Here is a 16,817-nt window from a genome sequence, read left to right on the forward strand (position 1 = left end):
CCGCAGGTCCGCCATCTCGAGGCCATTATGAATCCCGGTCGTTACGCTTCGCTCGCGGCAGGGGGCTCGGAAGCAGAGCCGTTCGTGCGGCAATCGTTTCAGCTGCTCGAGGCCGACTTTCGACAGTTCGCCTTGGCGGCGCTGGCCGACTGGCAGCGGCATGAGCTCGCGGCTGACGAACTGTTCCCCGCGGTCGCCGCCTTGCAGCGTCCGTCGTGGGGGAGTTGGAACGGCCTCGTCGCGGCCTTGCGCGAGGCCCGCAAGAATATTCTGCGCGGCGGCGAGCAGGCGCAGCGGACGAAGCTCGAAGCGGCGGCGACTTTGCGCGGCGTGCTCGATCTGTTCGACGAGCGGCTCGCCGACGATACGGTCGCCGCGCTCGAAGCCTTGGCTCGCCTCACGCGCACCACAGTCCCTGCGCGTCCGCGCGTGGCGTTCTTGCTGACGCTGCCGATCGCGCTGCGCAATCGCGTGGTCCACGACATGCCGACCGAGCCGTCGTGGTGGAACGCGGCGGCGGCGGCGATGCGGCCGATCGTCGACTACCACGCCGCGCATGAGCTGGGGACGAAGCTGATCGCCGAGGCGGGATATCCCGAGCCGTGGTTCTTGCTCCAAAACGACAAGCCGTGGGCGTTCAACGGTATCGAGCGCGACTCGTCCGTGATCTATGTTTCGCCGACCGGCGAATCGCTCTTCTCGGCGGAGCGCACCTCGGCCGTGATGCAAGCCTTTGCGGGCCTGCTCGGCAAAACGGAAACGCAAGAGACCGACTTCCGCCGCTTGATCTCGCAATCGGCTCCCGAGGATGTGCGCGGCGTATTGATGGGCGATTTCCTCGTCGGTCGTCCGGCGGGCGCGGGAGGTTTCGCCACGGTTCACGTCGGCCGGCAACTCAGTACGGGGCGCAAGGTCGCGGTGAAGATTCTGCACGACGGGATGCCCGAGGAAGCGAAGCTCCGCTTCCAGCACGAAGCGCGCGTCTTATCGCAACTCAAGCATCCGCACGTCGTCGTGGTCTATGGGTCGGGCGAGGAGTCGTGGTCGGCACCGCGGGCGTTCAGCCTTTCCGACGAACCGTGGTTCCAGAAGTTCTCGAAGACTGCGCCGGTGAAGTCGTATATCGCGATGGAGTGGATTGCCGGAAAAACGGTCGACGACTTCATCCGCGCTTCCGGCGGCGATCAACCCTCGGAACGAACCGTCGCCGAATGGTTTCGCCAAGCGGCCTCGGCGCTGGGGGCCGCGCATCTGACGGGCATCGTGCATCGCGACGTGAAGCCGAGCAACCTGATGGTGACCGACGAAGGCCAGATCAAACTGATGGACTTCGGCATCGCCCGGTCGCAGTCGGAAGCCGGCGCTTTGATGACGGCGACCGGCCAAGGGCTCGGCACGCCGGCTTATATGTCGCCCGAGCAGATTCGCGCGTCGGATGCCGAAGGGGAGGTCGGTCCGGCGACGGATATCTATTCGTTGTGCGCGACGTTCTACGAACTCTTCACGAAGCGCCGGCTCTACGATCACGACTCGGAAAGCCCCGAGACGATCCGCACCAGCAAATTACAGGGACGTCCACCGCAGCTGCCGCGGGCGCATGTGCGCGGCTTGCCGTGGGAGCTCGAAGCGATCTTACTCGGCGGCTTGGAGCACGAAATCGCCGATCGTTACCGCTCGATGGCCGATCTCGAACGAGACCTCACGCGCTACCTGCACGACGAGCCGATCGAATATCGAAGGCCGTCGTTCCTGCGGCGCATGCAACTGGCTTATCGGCGCAATCGGGCCGTGGCGAACGTCGTCGCCGGCGCGCTCTTGCTGCTCGTCGCCGGCACCGGGATGTATGTGCGCGATTTGAGCATCGAACGAGCCAAGGCCGAAGAAAGTTTTCGGAATGCTCGCGGCGCGGTCGACGAGCTCTTCACGCGCGTCAGCGAAGAGACGTTGTTGAACGAGCCCGGTATGCAGGAGCTGCGCAAAGATCTGCTGCGTAAGACGCAGAGCTACTACCGAAAGTTCTTGCAGCAGCGCGCCGACGATGAAGCGCTTGAAGATGAATTGGCGGTCACTTACTTCCGCGAAGGGCGAATTCTCGAAGAGCTCGAAACCCCCGCCAACGCGCTGCCGAGCTTGCTCGAAGCGAAGCGCCGGCAGGCGAATCTGCTGAGCGCGACGCCGAACGACTTGCAGCGCTTGCAAGCGCTCGGCGATACGAGCAACGCGATCGGCCGCGCGCAGCAGACCCTCGGCAAGTTCGACGAGGCCTCGGCGGCGTATCAGGAAGCGATCGGAGTGCGCAAGCGCTTGGCCGATGCCGAGCCGACGAACCACGAATATCGACGGACGCTCGCCAACACGCACATGAACGTCGGCATGATCGAGCAGAAGCGCGGTCGCTATGCCGAGGCCGGCGCAGCCTTCGACACGGCGCAAAACATTCGCCGCTCGCAACCGGCCGACGGCAAGGCGGCCGAAAAGATCGAACGCGACATGGCGATGGGCTACTACAACCAAGCCCTGCTCGACGTCGGACAAGATCGGACGGCCGATGCCGAACGAAACTTCGGCGAAGCGCTCAAGCTCTTGAAGACTTGCGCCGCGCGCGAACCGCGCGACCTGTCGCTGCGCCGCTTGAGCGCGATCTGCCATCGTCTACTGGGGGACCTGAAGCAGTTTCAATCGCAGCCCGATCAGGCCCGCGTGCATTATTCCGAGGCCCGCGATATTCTTACGCGCCTAGTCGACTTGAGCCCGGACGTTTCGGAGTACCGCGCGGAGTTGGCCGGGGTGCTCATGAACGGCTCGAGCGTCGACCCGGCGACTTCGGCCGCCGCGCTCGAGCAAGCGCGCGTGATCCTCGATCGGCTCGTGGCATCGCATCCCGACGATTCCCGTTTCCGGCGCGATTTGGCCGCGGCGTTGCGAGCCCTCGCGGCGTCGCAGCGACAAGCCGGCGAAGTCGAGCAGGCGAAAGCCGGCTTAGAACTTTCGTTGCAACATCTGACGCGGCTCACGCAGTCGCATCCCGACAACGTGGAATTCAGCGATGAACTGGCGAAGACCCGCACGGCGCTGGCGGAATTGAAAGCCGGCAGTGCCGGCACGCCGAAGTAGCCCGATCGCGCCAAGTGCGCTTTCCGAGGTTCGGCATCATTCTTGGGGGGCATTGCGCCGATAAGTTGGATGATCGGCTTGGTTAAATCCGATCCCGTCGAACTTTCCGGCAGAAAATCTTTCAGGCAGGCAAGGTTCTCTCGGGCCTCGCCGCCGAAAGCCTTGTTCATGGCGGTATTTATGCAGATTCGCTTACGATCGTCGTCGCTCTACGGAGCCGCCCTGCGCGGTGCGCGGAGCTTCATTGCGCCCGTGATGTGCGCGGCCGTGATCGTGGCGAACGTCGGCGAGGTCGCGGCCCAACGGCGTGAGCGCGATTCCGAGTTGCGAATCGTGCCGGGCACGGAGCTCGCGCAAGTGCAACCGCTGCCGCCGGTCGTCGCTCCGCCGGCGCCTGTCGCCGCGCCGGCGAACCCTGCGACTGTGAATCCGGCATCGAGCGCTCCGCCGACCGTGCCGCCAACTACAACTAACTCAGCGCCTGCGAACACGGCACCGGCGAATACGGCACCGACGAACACTGCGCCTGCAAACTCAGCGCCGCCGAACAACGCCGTCGCGCAGGCGAACCAGCCGAACCTCGTGCCGCGGGCCGGGGCGAATAACTCGCGCAGCTTTAGTTTGGCGCGCGTTCCCAACATGATCGGCGATCAAACCGGCGGCGGGGGCGCGCAGATCCAAACGACGGGCCTCGTTCCTCAATCGGTTTCGCACCCGAACTTGGGCAACAGCCGCTTGAACGTCGCGGAGAATAATAGCCCGGTCATCGGCGATCGTTGCTATTTCACCTACCGGCACTTCGAGAGTGCGTCGAGCGTCGACTATCTCAACGGGCTGCCGACCGGCGGCGCGGCGAGCCAGAACATCGATCGGATCATGTTCGGCATCGAACGACAACTGACCGACATGAGCTCGCTCGAGTTCCGCTTGCCGTTCAATGCGCAACTCGATTCGAACCTGCTCTTCAGCCAATTCGCAGGACCGACGACTTCGACCCCTTACGGCGCGACGAACTTCGAGCTCGGCAACATCAACTTGATCTTCAAGCAGGCGCTGATCGATAGCGACGGCTTCTATCTCTCGGGCGGCGTCGGCTTGAACATCCCGACGGCACCGGACGTCACGGTACGCACGCGCGTGGACGACCCGGCATATCGCGTTTTCGATTCCCGACGCAATCCGCCCGCTTTCCTCGGCACCGCGGCGGTCAATTTAGATTCGACGACGGTCGTGAGAAACCAAACGGTCAACTTGTCGCCCTATTTCGGCGGCGCTTTTCGTCCGAGCGAGCGATCGTTCGTGCAGGGCTTTCTGCAATGGGACCTGCCGCTGAACCGTTCCGGCGTGTCGCTGGATGAGACCTTGATCGTCAACACGTTGCCGGCCGCGCGGCAGAATTTTCAAGGTCGGCTCGAACAGCAGATCTTGATGCGGGCCAACGTCGGCGTCGGCCATTGGTGGCGCTATCGCGAACGCTCGCGGTATTTCCATTCGATCGCCACGATGTTCGAGGCGCACTACACGACCTCGCTGAACGATGCCCAAACGACCGGGCCGTTTACCGTCGCTACGAATTTACCGGCCGTTTTCACGCAGACGACGGTAGGCAACATCGCGAATCGGATCGATGTCGTGAATCTCGTGGCGGGGGTGCCGGTCATGGTCGGCGCGACGACCTTTACCAACGCGTTCACGGTTCCCGTGCGCGGAGGCTTGAACCGCAGCTTCGATTTCGAGTATTCTCTGATCATCGACCGGCGTTTCTAAAGCGCCGCCGGCGAGACGCCTGCCTCGCGGCTTGCGGCCCGTGGCGGTTGCCGATCGCAAAGAATACTTTTCTCCGGAGACGTCATGTCGAACGTCGAACGGCCGGATGCGACCGACGCGCTGCTGGAGTCGGCAGCGCTGTGGGGTTGGGAAGCGGCCCAGGCGCGGCATCGTGCGCAATTAAGCGCGGCGGATCCAAGCTCGATTCTGCTCGGGCACTTGGTCGCCGGCTGGATCGCGGTCGAGAATACGCAGGTCGAAGAAGCGACCGCGCGATTTCGACACGTGCATCAAGATCCACGGCTCGCCGGTTGGGCTCACGTCGGCGCAGCGCTCTTGGCCGTGCGCATTAAAGACTTCGCCGCCGCCGAACGGATGCTCATGCAAGCCGAAAGCTCGAGCGCCGCTGCCGAAGATACGGCGAGCGATACGTGCGGCGATACGGCCGGCCTCATCGCGCATGTGCGCGGCTCGAAGGCGCTGCATGAAGGAGACCGGGACGGAGCGAAACGCTTTCTGTATCAAGCGATCAAGGCTCTAGGGCCGACGCACTACGCCTACGGCCGTGTGCTCGACACGCTCGGCACGTTGTACATGAGCAAAGATCATTTTCTGATCGCGAAGCTGCTGCTCGAGCTCTCGCTGAAGTGCAAGGAACGGGTTCACGATTTGCGCGGCCTCGCGCTGACCCACGGCCAGCTCGGGCGGCTCTATCAAGATTGGGGCTACCTCACGCGGGCCGAATATCATTTCCGCGAAGACTTGCGCCTCGCCGAAGAATTGGGGGATGCGTTCGGCGAGGCGCGCATGCTCGGAGCGCTCGGCCAAGTCGGTGTGCTCGCCGCTTACGAAGGAAGCTTGCAAGGCTCGAACGAACGAGCGCGCGATTATGCGCGCCGCGCCGCCGATTGGCTGACGGCGGCCGTCGAGCGGAGTCGCCGCGCGAAGTTCGACATTTGCGCAGGCTTCGCGCATAAGGATCTGGCGTTGTTGCATTTGTTGCAGGGAGACCTGCCGACGGCGGAAAGCGAATCGGCTCGGGCCCGCGCGATTTTCCAAGAGAAGCAGTTCGAGGAAGGGCTGATCGTGGTCGAGCGCGTCGACGGCTTGATCTGCGCCGCGAAAGGTTTGTGGAACGAAGCGCGCGATCGCCTGCAGCTCGCGATGAGCTATTACGCGCGCATCAAGGAGCGGACGGAAACGGCCCGTATCCGGCTCGATTTGGCCCGCGTAGCGCTCCGTTCGCACGAACCGGACACGCTCGTCGAGCGGATGCTCAAGGAGGCGCTGAGCGCGGCGGAGTTGAGCCGGCGCACGTCGTTGATCAAAGAAGTCGAACAAGAGCTGCGGCAATCGCTGCCCGCCGCCTATTGGGCCCATCTCTATCAACGCGTGCGCGGCCGAGAGATCGTCGACGGCGCGACGGCGCTGATCGAAGGTGCGCGCGAGACGGCGACCGTGCTCTACTTCGATCTACAAGGCTCGACCGATTTCGCCCACGGACGCGATCCCGAAGAAGTGATGATGACGATCAACCAAATGATGCACGACACGGCGCAAGTGCTGCGCCGCTATCGTGCGCAATCGGTCGGCTCGCGCGGCGATGGCTTCTTGGCGCTCGTGCGCGGGCCCGACCACGCGCGGCGCGCGGTCGACGCCGGCTTGGAGCTGCTCGCGGTGATGGAAGAGTTCAACGAGCCGCGACGGGTGCTGCATATCCCGCAGTTTTCTTGCCGCATCGGCATCAGCTCCGGCGAGGTCTTGCTCGGCAACGTCGGGAGCTACGACAAGATGGACTATTCGGGCGTCGGGACGATGATGAACCTCGGCGCGCGCATCGAAGCCAAGGCCGAAGTCGGCATGCCGTGCATCAGCCAAAACACGTTCCAACTGGTCTCGAAGCAGTTTCGCTTCGCGCCGGGAAGCCCGCGCAAGATCGAAGCCAAAGGGCTGGGGGAGCAAGCGGTATGGGACGTCGTCGGCCGCGTCGAAGCGACGCCGGCCGGTTAGCGGACACGATTCCCGCAACAACAAATCAGCATTGCAAGGACGTCGTCGTGCAGGGACAGACGCTTCACATCTACTGCGACGAAAGCTACTCAGACAAAGGCCACGCCTATATGGTGATGGCCGGCCTGATTGCGGCCGCGTCCGATGCCGCACAATATCGAAAGGAGATCATGGCATGGCGCGATGAACGGAACATGCATAGTGAAATGAAGTGGACGAAGGTTTCAAGAAATAAGATCGTCGAGTATACCGACTACGCGACTTTCGCACTGGAGAAGATCAAACGCGGCGGCCTCAAGTTTTTTGCGATCGTTCTTGAGAAGAGGTTCATCGACTATCGCAAGCATCACGACGGCGACGAAGAGCTTGGCTTCTACAAATTTCTGTATCAGCTTCTATATCACGGATTCTGCAAACGGCTCAAACTCGGCGATAAGGTTTTCATTTTTGTTGACGAGAGGAACACGCGATACGAATTCAATGGGCTTCAGCGAGCATTGAACCACAATCTATGCCGAGAAGGTCTGTTTGAAAATCCGGTCAAACAGGTGACCCCGATCAACTCCAAGGCAAGCGAGTTGATGCAGATGAACGATGTGCTGATGGGGGCTTGCGGCTTTCATTGGAACGGCCGACATGAACTGCCTGGAACCGATCCCGCCAAAACGACCCTTGCGGCACATATCGCCGCGTCACTTAAGACGCCGACCCTCGCTGCTCCCATCTCATGCTGCATGGGGAGATTCGGAATCTGGAAGTTCCGACTTCAGCAATAAAAAAACGCCCCTAAATCCTAGCCTTGCGGCCCGCAGAACGGTCCCCTGAAATAATCCAGGGTGTTCGGATTTAGCGGCGTCTTAATAACAACTATCGCCTTATTTTACATAAAAATCAAGCGCAGATCATTTGCCGCCCTAAGTTTGCGCTACCGTTACACTTGCATCTCGTGGATCGATTTTCAATTAGCACGACAGCTTGTGCATACGGAAATCGAGCCTGTCCCTACTTTTGATGCCTCTGCTTCGTGCTTCGTTCTGCCTACTCCGGCTGCCGGCAAGCGCCGTGCGGCTCACGGCTTGCGGTTCCAGGCTTGCTCGAGTTTGAACACGCGCTCGGCGTTGCCGTGATAGAACTTCTCGAGCACCGAGCGCGGCAAACTGAGCGCTTCGGCTTGGCGACCGCGATGCGTAAGAATGCCTCGACCGGCGAAATACTCGTAGTCGGCCTCGTAGCCCAGGCGAAGCTTTTCGACGTGGGCCAGGGCATCGGCCGGGGTCGAGGTCTCCTTCGGCAGCCAGGTCGCGTCGAAGCCGTAGAGGATCCGATCGGCGTATTTGAGAAACAAGCCGCGCACCTTGTCGCTCGGGTGGCGCATCAGGTCGGGCTTGCGGGCCGCGGTGTCGATGTGGAAGTTCGGGAACCGCTCGAAGGTCTGCGCGAGCGCGTCGAGGTCGTGCTCGAGGCTGCCGAGATGCGCGCCGACGACGATCAGCCGCGGATGCTTCTCCATGATCCGATCGCGCGCGGCGATGAGTTCGGCATGCGTCGGGTAGTCGGGCTGGCCGTAGAGATGCCACTCCGGATGTTTGGCGTAGTAGCCGTAATGTACGCTGTCGGGATCGAGCTTGCGCCAGGCGTCGATCGGTTCGGCGAGATGGGCATGCAGCGGCTTGCCGACGCGCGCGAGATGCGCATAGATCGGATCGAACATGGGATCGTCCGGCAGGATGAAGCTGCCGTCGGGCCGCTTGATCGACATGCCGACTTCCTTCCAAATCTTCACTCCCACGGCACCGTTGCGAAACGTTTCGTCGAGCTCGGCGACCACTTTCGCGGCATAGTCCGGTTGGTCGCGCCCCAGCAGATCGAACGTGGAAGTGAACGGATAGAGATCCGGATATTTTCGATAAAGATCGAGCGCAATCCGATGCATCCGGCGGTAATCCTGAGTACCCTTTACGCAGACGTTGACGGTGCGGAGACGAATGCGATGCAGCAAATCGCTGAGCGCGGGAACGTCGTCGAAGACATGCGAGTGGACGTCGATCTTGAGCAGCTCGGTGTAAGCCGGTGCCGAGTCCTCGGCGGCCTGAGCGGTGCCGGCGAACATCAGCAGCAGCGGCACGACGAACGAAAAGCTTTTCATAAGGGCTCGGATCCGAATAAGCGAACGCATATCGACAAGCGACAGCTCCCCAAGAATATGGCACAATTCCACGCGCCCGCAAAGCATCGCCGGTTGCCGTAACCGGACGCTCGCGATCGACAACTAGAGCTAGACGGCTTAGCACCCACGACTCAACAGAGAAGTTCCCATGCGACTCAGCGGATTACGCTTCGGCCTCGCAATCGCGCTGCTCGTCGTCGCCCAGGCGGCGAGCGCTCAGCAAGCTCCGGCGACGACGCTTCCGAACGTCGATTTTCAATCGGCCGGCGAGCGCTTGCCCGGCTCGCAATTCCTCTACGACGCCGGCTTCGACGTCGTCGATTGGAATCACGACGGCAAGCCCGACATCTTCTTGTTCGCGACGGGCACCGTCGGCGGGAGCGTGAACTACAACGAAGGAACCCCGACGGAGCCGAAGTTCGGCCATGCCGTGTATTGGCCGTTCAACAGCACCGAGACCGAGCCGCAAACGATCGAGCATGTGGCAGCCTACACGTTTTGCGATCTGCATCGCAACGGCCTGTCGGGCATCATCTTTTTCGACGGTCAATTGCGCTACTGCCCGAACACGGGGACGAAGCAAGGTCCGTTTCATTGGAAGCTCTGGCAAGACGATCCGAACGAACGGAGCAAGTTCTTCCCGGGGACCGACCGATTCGTTCAAGAGAATGCTCGCTTCTCGACCGGGCCGCAAAGCATGTATTGGAAGAAGGGAATCTTCGCGCGGCAAGTGCTCACGCTGACCGCCGCCGATTGGGACGGCGACGGCTTGGAGGATCTGCTGATCTGCCGCTTCAAGCAAGAAGCCCCCGGCGTAACCGATCTCGGCGCGCATGATCAGGGCTACCGGCGGGAAAAGTGGTCGGCCTGGGGGCGCACACGTACGGCGCTCCCTACTCCGGCGGCGCTCGCGGCCGTGAAGCAAGAGGACTTCAGCGGGCCGCTCGCGTCGGCTCCCGAGCGCGGATTGTACTTCTATAAAAACCTGGGAACTCCGGAGAAGCCGCGCTTCGACGCCGGAGTCGAAATTAAAACCCCGGCCGGCGAATCGATCGCGGCACCGAACCCCACGACGGCCGATATCGACGGCGACGGCCTGCTCGATCTCGTTTCGAGCGAAACGGCGTACTCGTGCAATGCGTTTCGGGTCGACTGGCCGACCGCTCCGCATGTGCAATGGTTTCGTCGCGCGGGAAAAGAAACCGATCGCTTGTCGGCACCGCAACCGGTCATGGCCGGCGGCGAACCGGTTCGCGCTGGGACGATGGTGAAGCTCGCCGACTTCCGCAAGACCGGCGTGAACGACTTGCTGGTGATGGATCCGTTGGGCTCGATTCGTTGGTATGCGAACGGGAGCCAGAGCACGAAGTCGGCCGCGGCGTTCGGGAAGCCGGTTGTGCTGCGCGGCAAAGACTTCCTGCGGTTCGAATTCATGGTGCAGCCGACGATCGTCGATTGGTTCGGGCCCGGCTCGCGCGATCTTATCTTGCACGGCTCGACGGACCATCATTGCAAATGGGATCTGCGCCGCACGGCGTTGTATCGCAACGTCGCGAAGCGCGCCGGCGACTTGCAATATGAGTTCGCCGGGTATCTCAACTACGCCGGCGATGACGCGCTGGTGCCGGTCGCGAACGAGGAGCGGCACTATGAAGTGTTCGGTTCGTCGCTGAGCGTTTATCCCGACGACGGCACCGGACGGAAGCGCATCATGCTGAGCGTCGGCGGCCGGCTCTATTCGTTTTCCGATCTCGCTCCCGACGGCCTCACCTTTCGCCGGATGACGCCGATCGACATTCCGCAGGTGCGCAATCGGCATCGAGGTTGGCAAGACATTCCGGTGGAGCATGCCGAGCCGGTTCGCTATATCCGCATCTCGAACGAAGCGAACGGCCTCGGCAACCTGCGCGACAGCTTCTTACATGTGCTGCAATTCGAGGCGCTAGCCGGCGGGAAAAACATTGCGACCGCCGATGCCGTCGAAATCAAGAAGCTCAACAACGAGACGGTTCGCTGGTACCAGATTCAAAACCCCATGAACATGTTCACGCCGGGCAACGCCAACACCGACACCGAACTGAAGGCGACGAGTTGGGGCTACTTCATCGGCCCGGCCGTCATCACGCTCAAAGCGCCCGTCCGTTTGGAAAAGATCCGCTTTCTCCTCTCCGAACGAGATAGCTATTGGTACTCGAATCTCGTTCCCTTCGCATGGCAAGGAAAAGTCTATCGGGCCGGCATGGAGATCGACGAGAGCTGGTACCAATACAAGATCGAAGTCTCCGCCGACGAAAAGAATTGGACGCTCGTCACGAATCGACTTCAGACGGAGATGCTCTACAGCCATCCGGTCATGGTCGATTGGAATCGCGACGGCAAAACCGATCTGTTTCTCGGCGTGACGTCGAGCATCGGCATCTACCCGCAGCATAAGACGTATCGCTTGTACCCGAACGTCGGGACGAACGAAGAGCCGAAATACGGCGAACCGATTTTTGCGACGAACGAAAAGGGAACGCCGCTGCAAGTGCCCGCGAATTGGGCTCTGACGTACGGCGCGCAGTGCAGCGTCGCGCCGTTCGACATTTACGGCGACGGCAAACCGGCGCTGCTTCTCGAAGGGCCCGACGGCGGCCTCGACTGGCATCGCAACATCTCCGACGATTCGACGAAGCTGCAGTTTCGCAACGATCGCCACACGCTCTCGCTGAACGGTCAGACGATCACGAGCAGTCAGTACCGCTTCTTTCATTGGGGCGATGTCGACGGCGATCGGACCGCCGACCTGATCGATAGCGGGTTCGGCAACATGACTTACTACAAGGGAGTCGCTGCGACGGCTCCCGCACGCGTGAAGGATCTAGCGGTCGTCGGCGCGGGTCCCAACTCGTTGACCGCGAAATGGAGTCGCCCGCCGAAAGCCGGCAGCTACGAGCTCCGTTGGAGTCGGCTCGGTGTGACCGAGCTACCGTGGAATCAACTCAACGCTACCTCGGGCACGTACGGCGCAGCCCCGGGCGAAAAGGAAGTCGTCACGCTGACGGGCCTTCCGCCGGGGGAAACGGTGCGCGTCGCCGTTCGCTCTTTCGGCACGAACCAAGAGCCCTCGGGCCTTTCCGACGACGTCGAAGGAGTCGTGTTGCCGGGGCGACGGATCGTGTTGCGCAACGGCCCGGCCGGCGAGCGCGAAGAGCCTGCGTATCAGGGCGCGCAAGCGGTCGATCTGTTTACCAGTAGCGCTGCTCCCGCGACACCGGCTGCGGCTCCCGGCACAGCGCCGGTTGCCGCCCGAAGCATCGTCGAAGTCCGTTCGCAAGACTCCGACACCGTCAAAGGGAAAGAGAAAGTCATCTTGCTCCGTTTCGCCGAGCTTCCGGAATTGAAGAACTTGGAGCGCGCGACGATCGAGCTTATGCAAGAACCGACGACGACTCCTTCTCCGATGACGACCATGGCCGTGAGCTGCAACACCATCGCGACCGCTTGGGACCCCGCGACCGCGACGACCGCGCAAGCTCGAGCCGGATTGCCGTGGAGCAAACTGGAATTGGAACGGGGCGGAACCTGCCGTTCGTTTCTCGAGCCCGTCTTGCTCGTTCAAAATCGTCGGCGGACGTGGGACGTGACGGAAGCGGTGCGCGATGCAGTGCGCAATCGTCAAACGTCGGTGAACCTCTTGTTGCGCGTCGACTACACCGGCCACTACGCAGCCGGCCAGAGCATGCGCTTCTGCAGCCCCGAGCACGCTTCGGTAAACGATCGCCCGCGGCTCGTTCTCGTGACCAAATGAGTAGCGAAGTATCCGAGCGGCACGGCACGTCATCGCCTTACAGCGAATACGTCGTGAAGCGTCCTTCGCACGGCGGGCCGTAGCTGATGTGCAGCGTGCGGGTCGCCGGTTCGACGATCGACGTCGCGGCCGTTTCGTGTTCCGTCGGGATGTCGCTATGACGACAGATGGTTTCCTCGGCCGGTTCGTGTTGCGAGAGGAGCAACTTCATTTGCTCCACGTCGATCCGGCCGGCAACCGCGGCCAGCGCACGGTCCATCGTGCGGCACCGACCGATCGAGCCGGGATATTGCAGCGGTTGGAGTTCGTAGTCTTGCTGCGTCGCATCGTGGCAATGGTTCGTGTGGGCGTACGTCCCTGCATCGCGCGCGATCACCGCGACCCGTTCGGGCAGGATCTCCAAGTTGCGAATCTTGCCGGCCGCATCGACAAGCAAAAAGCTTCCGACTGCCGGACCCTCCAGCGACCGCGCCGCAGCGACCGCGGCGTCGGCATCGGCAGTCTCGAGTAAGACGCGCCGCAGCACGGGCGTTCCCATCCAGTTCCGGCCGTTCTTCGCCCCGAGCGAGTTGGCGAAGAGTGCGAGTCCGTCGCCGTTGAAGCCGGTGCCGCCGAGCTCGCCCGGCACGGAATGCATCAACAGCGGCCTGCGACCTTGCGGGCGGAGCAGAGTCAGCACCATCTTCGCGCGAGTGCCGGGAAACAAGTCGCGGTTCTGCGCGCCGAGCGGCCGGCCGTCGATGGTCGCTGCGCCGGCCGCGGCGATCGCCGTGCAACCGCCGCGCATTCGACCGGTGCCGGGCCGAACCTGAATGGCGACGACTTCATCGAGCGCGAGCCGCGCTCCGTCGGCGATGCCGCGCAGCTCCTCGACCAAGTGCGGAGCGAGCCGCGCGATCTTCGGCAACTGCGCGGCCGACCACGCGAGCGCGGCTGCGCGATTTTCTCCCGCGGCGGCGGCCATCGCGAACGTATCGGCCACGGTCTGATGGATCAGCTTCGTCAGCGTTTCCCCGTAAGCGCGCCCTAGTTCGTACGGCTCCCCGGCGAACTCATACAGCGGAAAGCAATCCGACATTCCCGACTCCCCAGTCTGCTCGACTTCAGCGGCCCGGTTTCGCCCACGGCCCGGGGGCTGTAATTTTGCCCTACGAGGCGATATCCTAGCCTCGACCTTCGTCCGTGTCTCCTTTATCTCGGAATCAGTTCATGTCGAAGACGATCTCGATAGCAGCACTCGCCGGCGACGGCGTCGGCCCGGAAGTCATGCGCGAAGCCATCAAGGTGCTGCGCGTCGTCGAAAAGCGGTTCGGGTTCACGCTCGAAATCACCGAGGCTCCGGTCGGTTGGGCCGGCATCGATGCGGCCGGAGCGGCCTTGCCCGACGCCACGCTCGCGCTCTGCAAAAAGAGTGCGGCGATCCTGTTCGGTTCGGTCGGCCTGCCGGATCGCGACCCGACGATTCCCAAAGAGCAACGGCCGGAGCGCGCAGCCCTACTGCGCTTGCGCAAAGAGTTCGGCCTGTTCGCGAATCTCCGTCCGGTGAACCTCTCGAAAGCGCTGGCGCATGCCTGCCCGCTTCGGCCCGAGCGCCAGGGGGACGGGATCGATATCCTCGTCGTCCGCGAGCTCACCGGCGGCATGTATTTCGGCCAGCCGAAGAAGACGGAAGACTTGGGCAACGGTCAGAGCCGCGCGATCGATACGATGATCTACACCACTAGTGAGATCGAGCGGATCGCGCATGTCGGGTTCCGGGCCGCCCGCGCGCGGCGCAAGAAGCTGACGAGCATCGACAAGGCCAACGTCCTCGAAAACGGCATCCTCTGGCGCGACGTCGTGACGCGCGTCGGCAAGGAGTATCCCGACGTGACGCTCGAGCACATGTTCGTCGACAACGGCGCAATGCAGTTGGTGCTCAAGCCGACGCAGTTCGATGTGATGCTCTGCGAGAATATGTTCGGCGATATCCTAAGCGATGAAGCCGCTGCGCTGGCCGGCTCGCTCGGGATGCTGCCGAGCGCGAGCCTCGGGGCGACCAGTGGCGAACTGACGTTCGGCGTCTACGAACCGGCCGGCGGCACCGCCCCCGACATCGCCGGGAAGAACCTCGCCAACCCGATCGCGCAGATTCTGTCGGCGTCGATGTTGCTGGAATACAGCCTGGGCCTGACGGACGCGGCCCGCGCGATCCAGGCGGCGGTCGGAAAGGCGATTGACGCCGGACTCCGAACCGGCGACATCTACTCCGCGCAAGATCCCGCGGCGAAGAAGGTCGGTACGAAGGAGATGGGAGACGCCATCGCGGCGGCCGCGGCGGGCTAACGGCCTTGTCGGCTACGGCGTCGAGCGGAGTGCCGAATCGATCGCAAGCCGGGAAAATTCTCGGCCGTCGCCGGATGCCCCGACGATCGTCGGGGCTTATGATAGGCCTCGGTAACGAACCCTGCGGAGGCCGCGCCGATGCGACGACGAACCTTTCTACGAACCGGGGCGACGGCCCTTGCGCCGCTCTTCGCTGCGCCGCAGCGTTTTCTGGTCGGCGCCGAACCGGCCGGTGCGCGGCCGAAGATCGCGGCCGTGTTCAGCGAGCTCCGGTTTCGTTCGCACGCGTATAACATTCTCGAAAACTTCTTCGCGCCGTATCTGTTCAACGGCGCGCTCGTCGACCCCGGCGTCGAGATCGTGTCGTTCTACGTCGATCAGTTTCCTAAAGACGATCTGGCGCGCGGCGTTTCGAAACAGCTCCAGGTCCCGATCTTCCGTACGATCGACGAAGCGCTTTGCGTCGGCGGGAAAGAGTTGGCCGTCGACGGCGTGTTGATGATCGGCGAGCATGGGGAGTATCTGATCAATGAGTTCGGCGTGCGAGAGTATCCGCGCAAGCTCTGGTTCGATCAAATCATGCGCACCATGCGGCGCTCGAATCGCTTCGTGCCGGTGTTTAACGACAAGCACTTTTCCTACCGTTGGGACTGGGCGAAGGAGATGGTCGACGAGGCCCGCAGCGTCGGCATGCCGCTGATGGGCGGCAGCAGCGTGCCGTTGGCCGAACGCCGGCCGGCGCTGGAGTTGCCGGCCGATGCGCCGCTCGAAGAGGCCCTCTCCATTCACGGCGGGGGCCTAGAGAGCTACGACTTTCATAGCCTCGAAATCTTGCAATCGTTCGTCGAAGGCCGGCTCGGCCCGCAGGGGCGCACGGAAACCGGAGTGGCGAGCATCGAGTTTTTCGACGGTGAGGCGGCCCGCTCCGCCGCCGCGGCCGGCCGCTGGTCGCCGGCCTTGTTCGCCGCCGCGATGGAGGCGGAAGCGGAGACGCCGGTCGTCAGGCAACCCCGTCCGCCGCTCGGTGAACGGCCGCAGCAAATCCGCGAAGAGAAGGAAAAGCCTCCGCAAGATAACGTCGCGCAAATCAAGCATGCGATCGCGATCACCTATCGCGATGGGCTGCGCGCGACGGTGCTGGCCGTCGGCACCAGCTCCAACCGTTGGAACTTCGCCTGCAAACTTCGCGGCGAGACGAAGCCCCGCGCGACCGTGATGTACAACGGCCCGTGGGGCAACCGGGGTTTATTCAAAGCCCTCTCGCATGCCGTGCAGCGGTTTTACATCGACCGCCGCGAGCCTTGGCCGGCCGAGCGAACCTTGCTGACGACCGGCATGACCGCAGCCGCGATTCGCGCGAAGCAAACGCCCGGCCGAGCGCTCGAAACGCCGGAGCTTGCCATCGCCTACGTGCCGACCGACTGGCGGAGCCTACGCGAAACCGGCGCGACCTGGAAGCAGATCACGGTCGACACGCCGCAACCGAGGAATTTCGAGCCCGGAGATGCGCGATTCGTGCGCAAATAGAGCTCCGCAGTTCGCTTCGCGTCGGTCGCAAGTAGAGTGCAGTCGTCCGGAGTTGCGGTACAATCGGCAGCGCCGCCCGAGCCTTCGCCCGCCATCGCCTCATCGAGGAGCATCGCC

At 62.8% G+C, this 16,817-nt stretch carries 9 protein-coding genes; 7 read left to right on the forward strand and 2 right to left on the reverse strand.

Features of this window, described 5'->3' with window-relative positions:
• Nucleotides 1-27 precede the first annotated feature (27 nt).
• The 4 genes from K8U03_16205 to K8U03_16220 all read left to right on the forward strand — a co-directional run bounded on the left by K8U03_16205 (nt 28) and on the right by K8U03_16220 (nt 7,667).
• Complete coding sequence (locus K8U03_16205) at nt 28-3,114, forward strand: serine/threonine-protein kinase (protein MCE9606438.1); 3,087 nt, start codon at nt 28-30, stop codon at nt 3,112-3,114.
• A 168-nt stretch (nt 3,115-3,282) separates the two neighbouring features.
• On the forward strand, nt 3,283-4,881 hold the full coding sequence (locus tag K8U03_16210) for a hypothetical protein (protein MCE9606439.1): 1,599 nt from the start codon (nt 3,283-3,285) through the stop codon (nt 4,879-4,881).
• Between the two features lie 84 nt (nt 4,882-4,965).
• Entirely contained in the window at nt 4,966-6,891 is a 1,926-nt protein-coding gene (locus K8U03_16215; GenBank protein ID MCE9606440.1) for an adenylate/guanylate cyclase domain-containing protein, read from the forward strand.
• Entirely contained in the window at nt 6,849-7,667 is an 819-nt protein-coding gene (locus tag K8U03_16220; protein ID MCE9606441.1) for a DUF3800 domain-containing protein, read from the forward strand. Before K8U03_16215 ends, K8U03_16220 begins: the two co-directional genes overlap by 43 nt.
• A 293-nt stretch (nt 7,668-7,960) precedes the next feature.
• Here the strand turns inward: K8U03_16220 and K8U03_16225 are convergent, their stop codons facing one another.
• The gene (locus K8U03_16225) at nt 7,961-9,037 is read right to left on the reverse strand and encodes an amidohydrolase (protein ID MCE9606442.1); all 1,077 of its coding nucleotides are present in this window, start codon (nt 9,035-9,037) and stop codon (nt 7,961-7,963) included.
• Nucleotides 9,038-9,206: 169 nt separating this feature from the next.
• Here K8U03_16225 and K8U03_16230 point away from each other — a divergent pair, with 169 nt between their 5' ends.
• Nucleotides 9,207-12,848 (forward strand): DNRLRE domain-containing protein, encoded by a 3,642-nt coding sequence (locus K8U03_16230; GenBank protein ID MCE9606443.1) that lies wholly within the window; start codon nt 9,207-9,209, stop codon nt 12,846-12,848.
• A gap of 37 nt (nt 12,849-12,885) precedes the next feature.
• On the opposite strand, the gene K8U03_16235 is transcribed toward K8U03_16230, so the two are convergent.
• The gene (locus K8U03_16235; GenBank protein MCE9606444.1) at nt 12,886-13,926 is read right to left on the reverse strand and encodes a C45 family peptidase; all 1,041 of its coding nucleotides are present in this window, start codon (nt 13,924-13,926) and stop codon (nt 12,886-12,888) included.
• 131 nt (nt 13,927-14,057) lie between these two features.
• Between K8U03_16235 and leuB the strand changes: the two genes are divergently transcribed.
• Nucleotides 14,058-15,173, forward strand: coding sequence for a 3-isopropylmalate dehydrogenase (gene leuB / locus K8U03_16240; protein MCE9606445.1), 1,116 nt, complete (start codon nt 14,058-14,060; stop codon nt 15,171-15,173).
• Between the two features lie 138 nt (nt 15,174-15,311).
• The gene (locus tag K8U03_16245) at nt 15,312-16,700 is read left to right on the forward strand and encodes a hypothetical protein (GenBank protein MCE9606446.1); all 1,389 of its coding nucleotides are present in this window, start codon (nt 15,312-15,314) and stop codon (nt 16,698-16,700) included.
• Nucleotides 16,701-16,817 lie beyond the last annotated feature (117 nt).

Source organism: Planctomycetia bacterium, assembly GCA_021413845.1.
Taxonomy (GTDB): Bacteria; Planctomycetota; Planctomycetia; order Pirellulales; family PNKZ01; genus PNKZ01.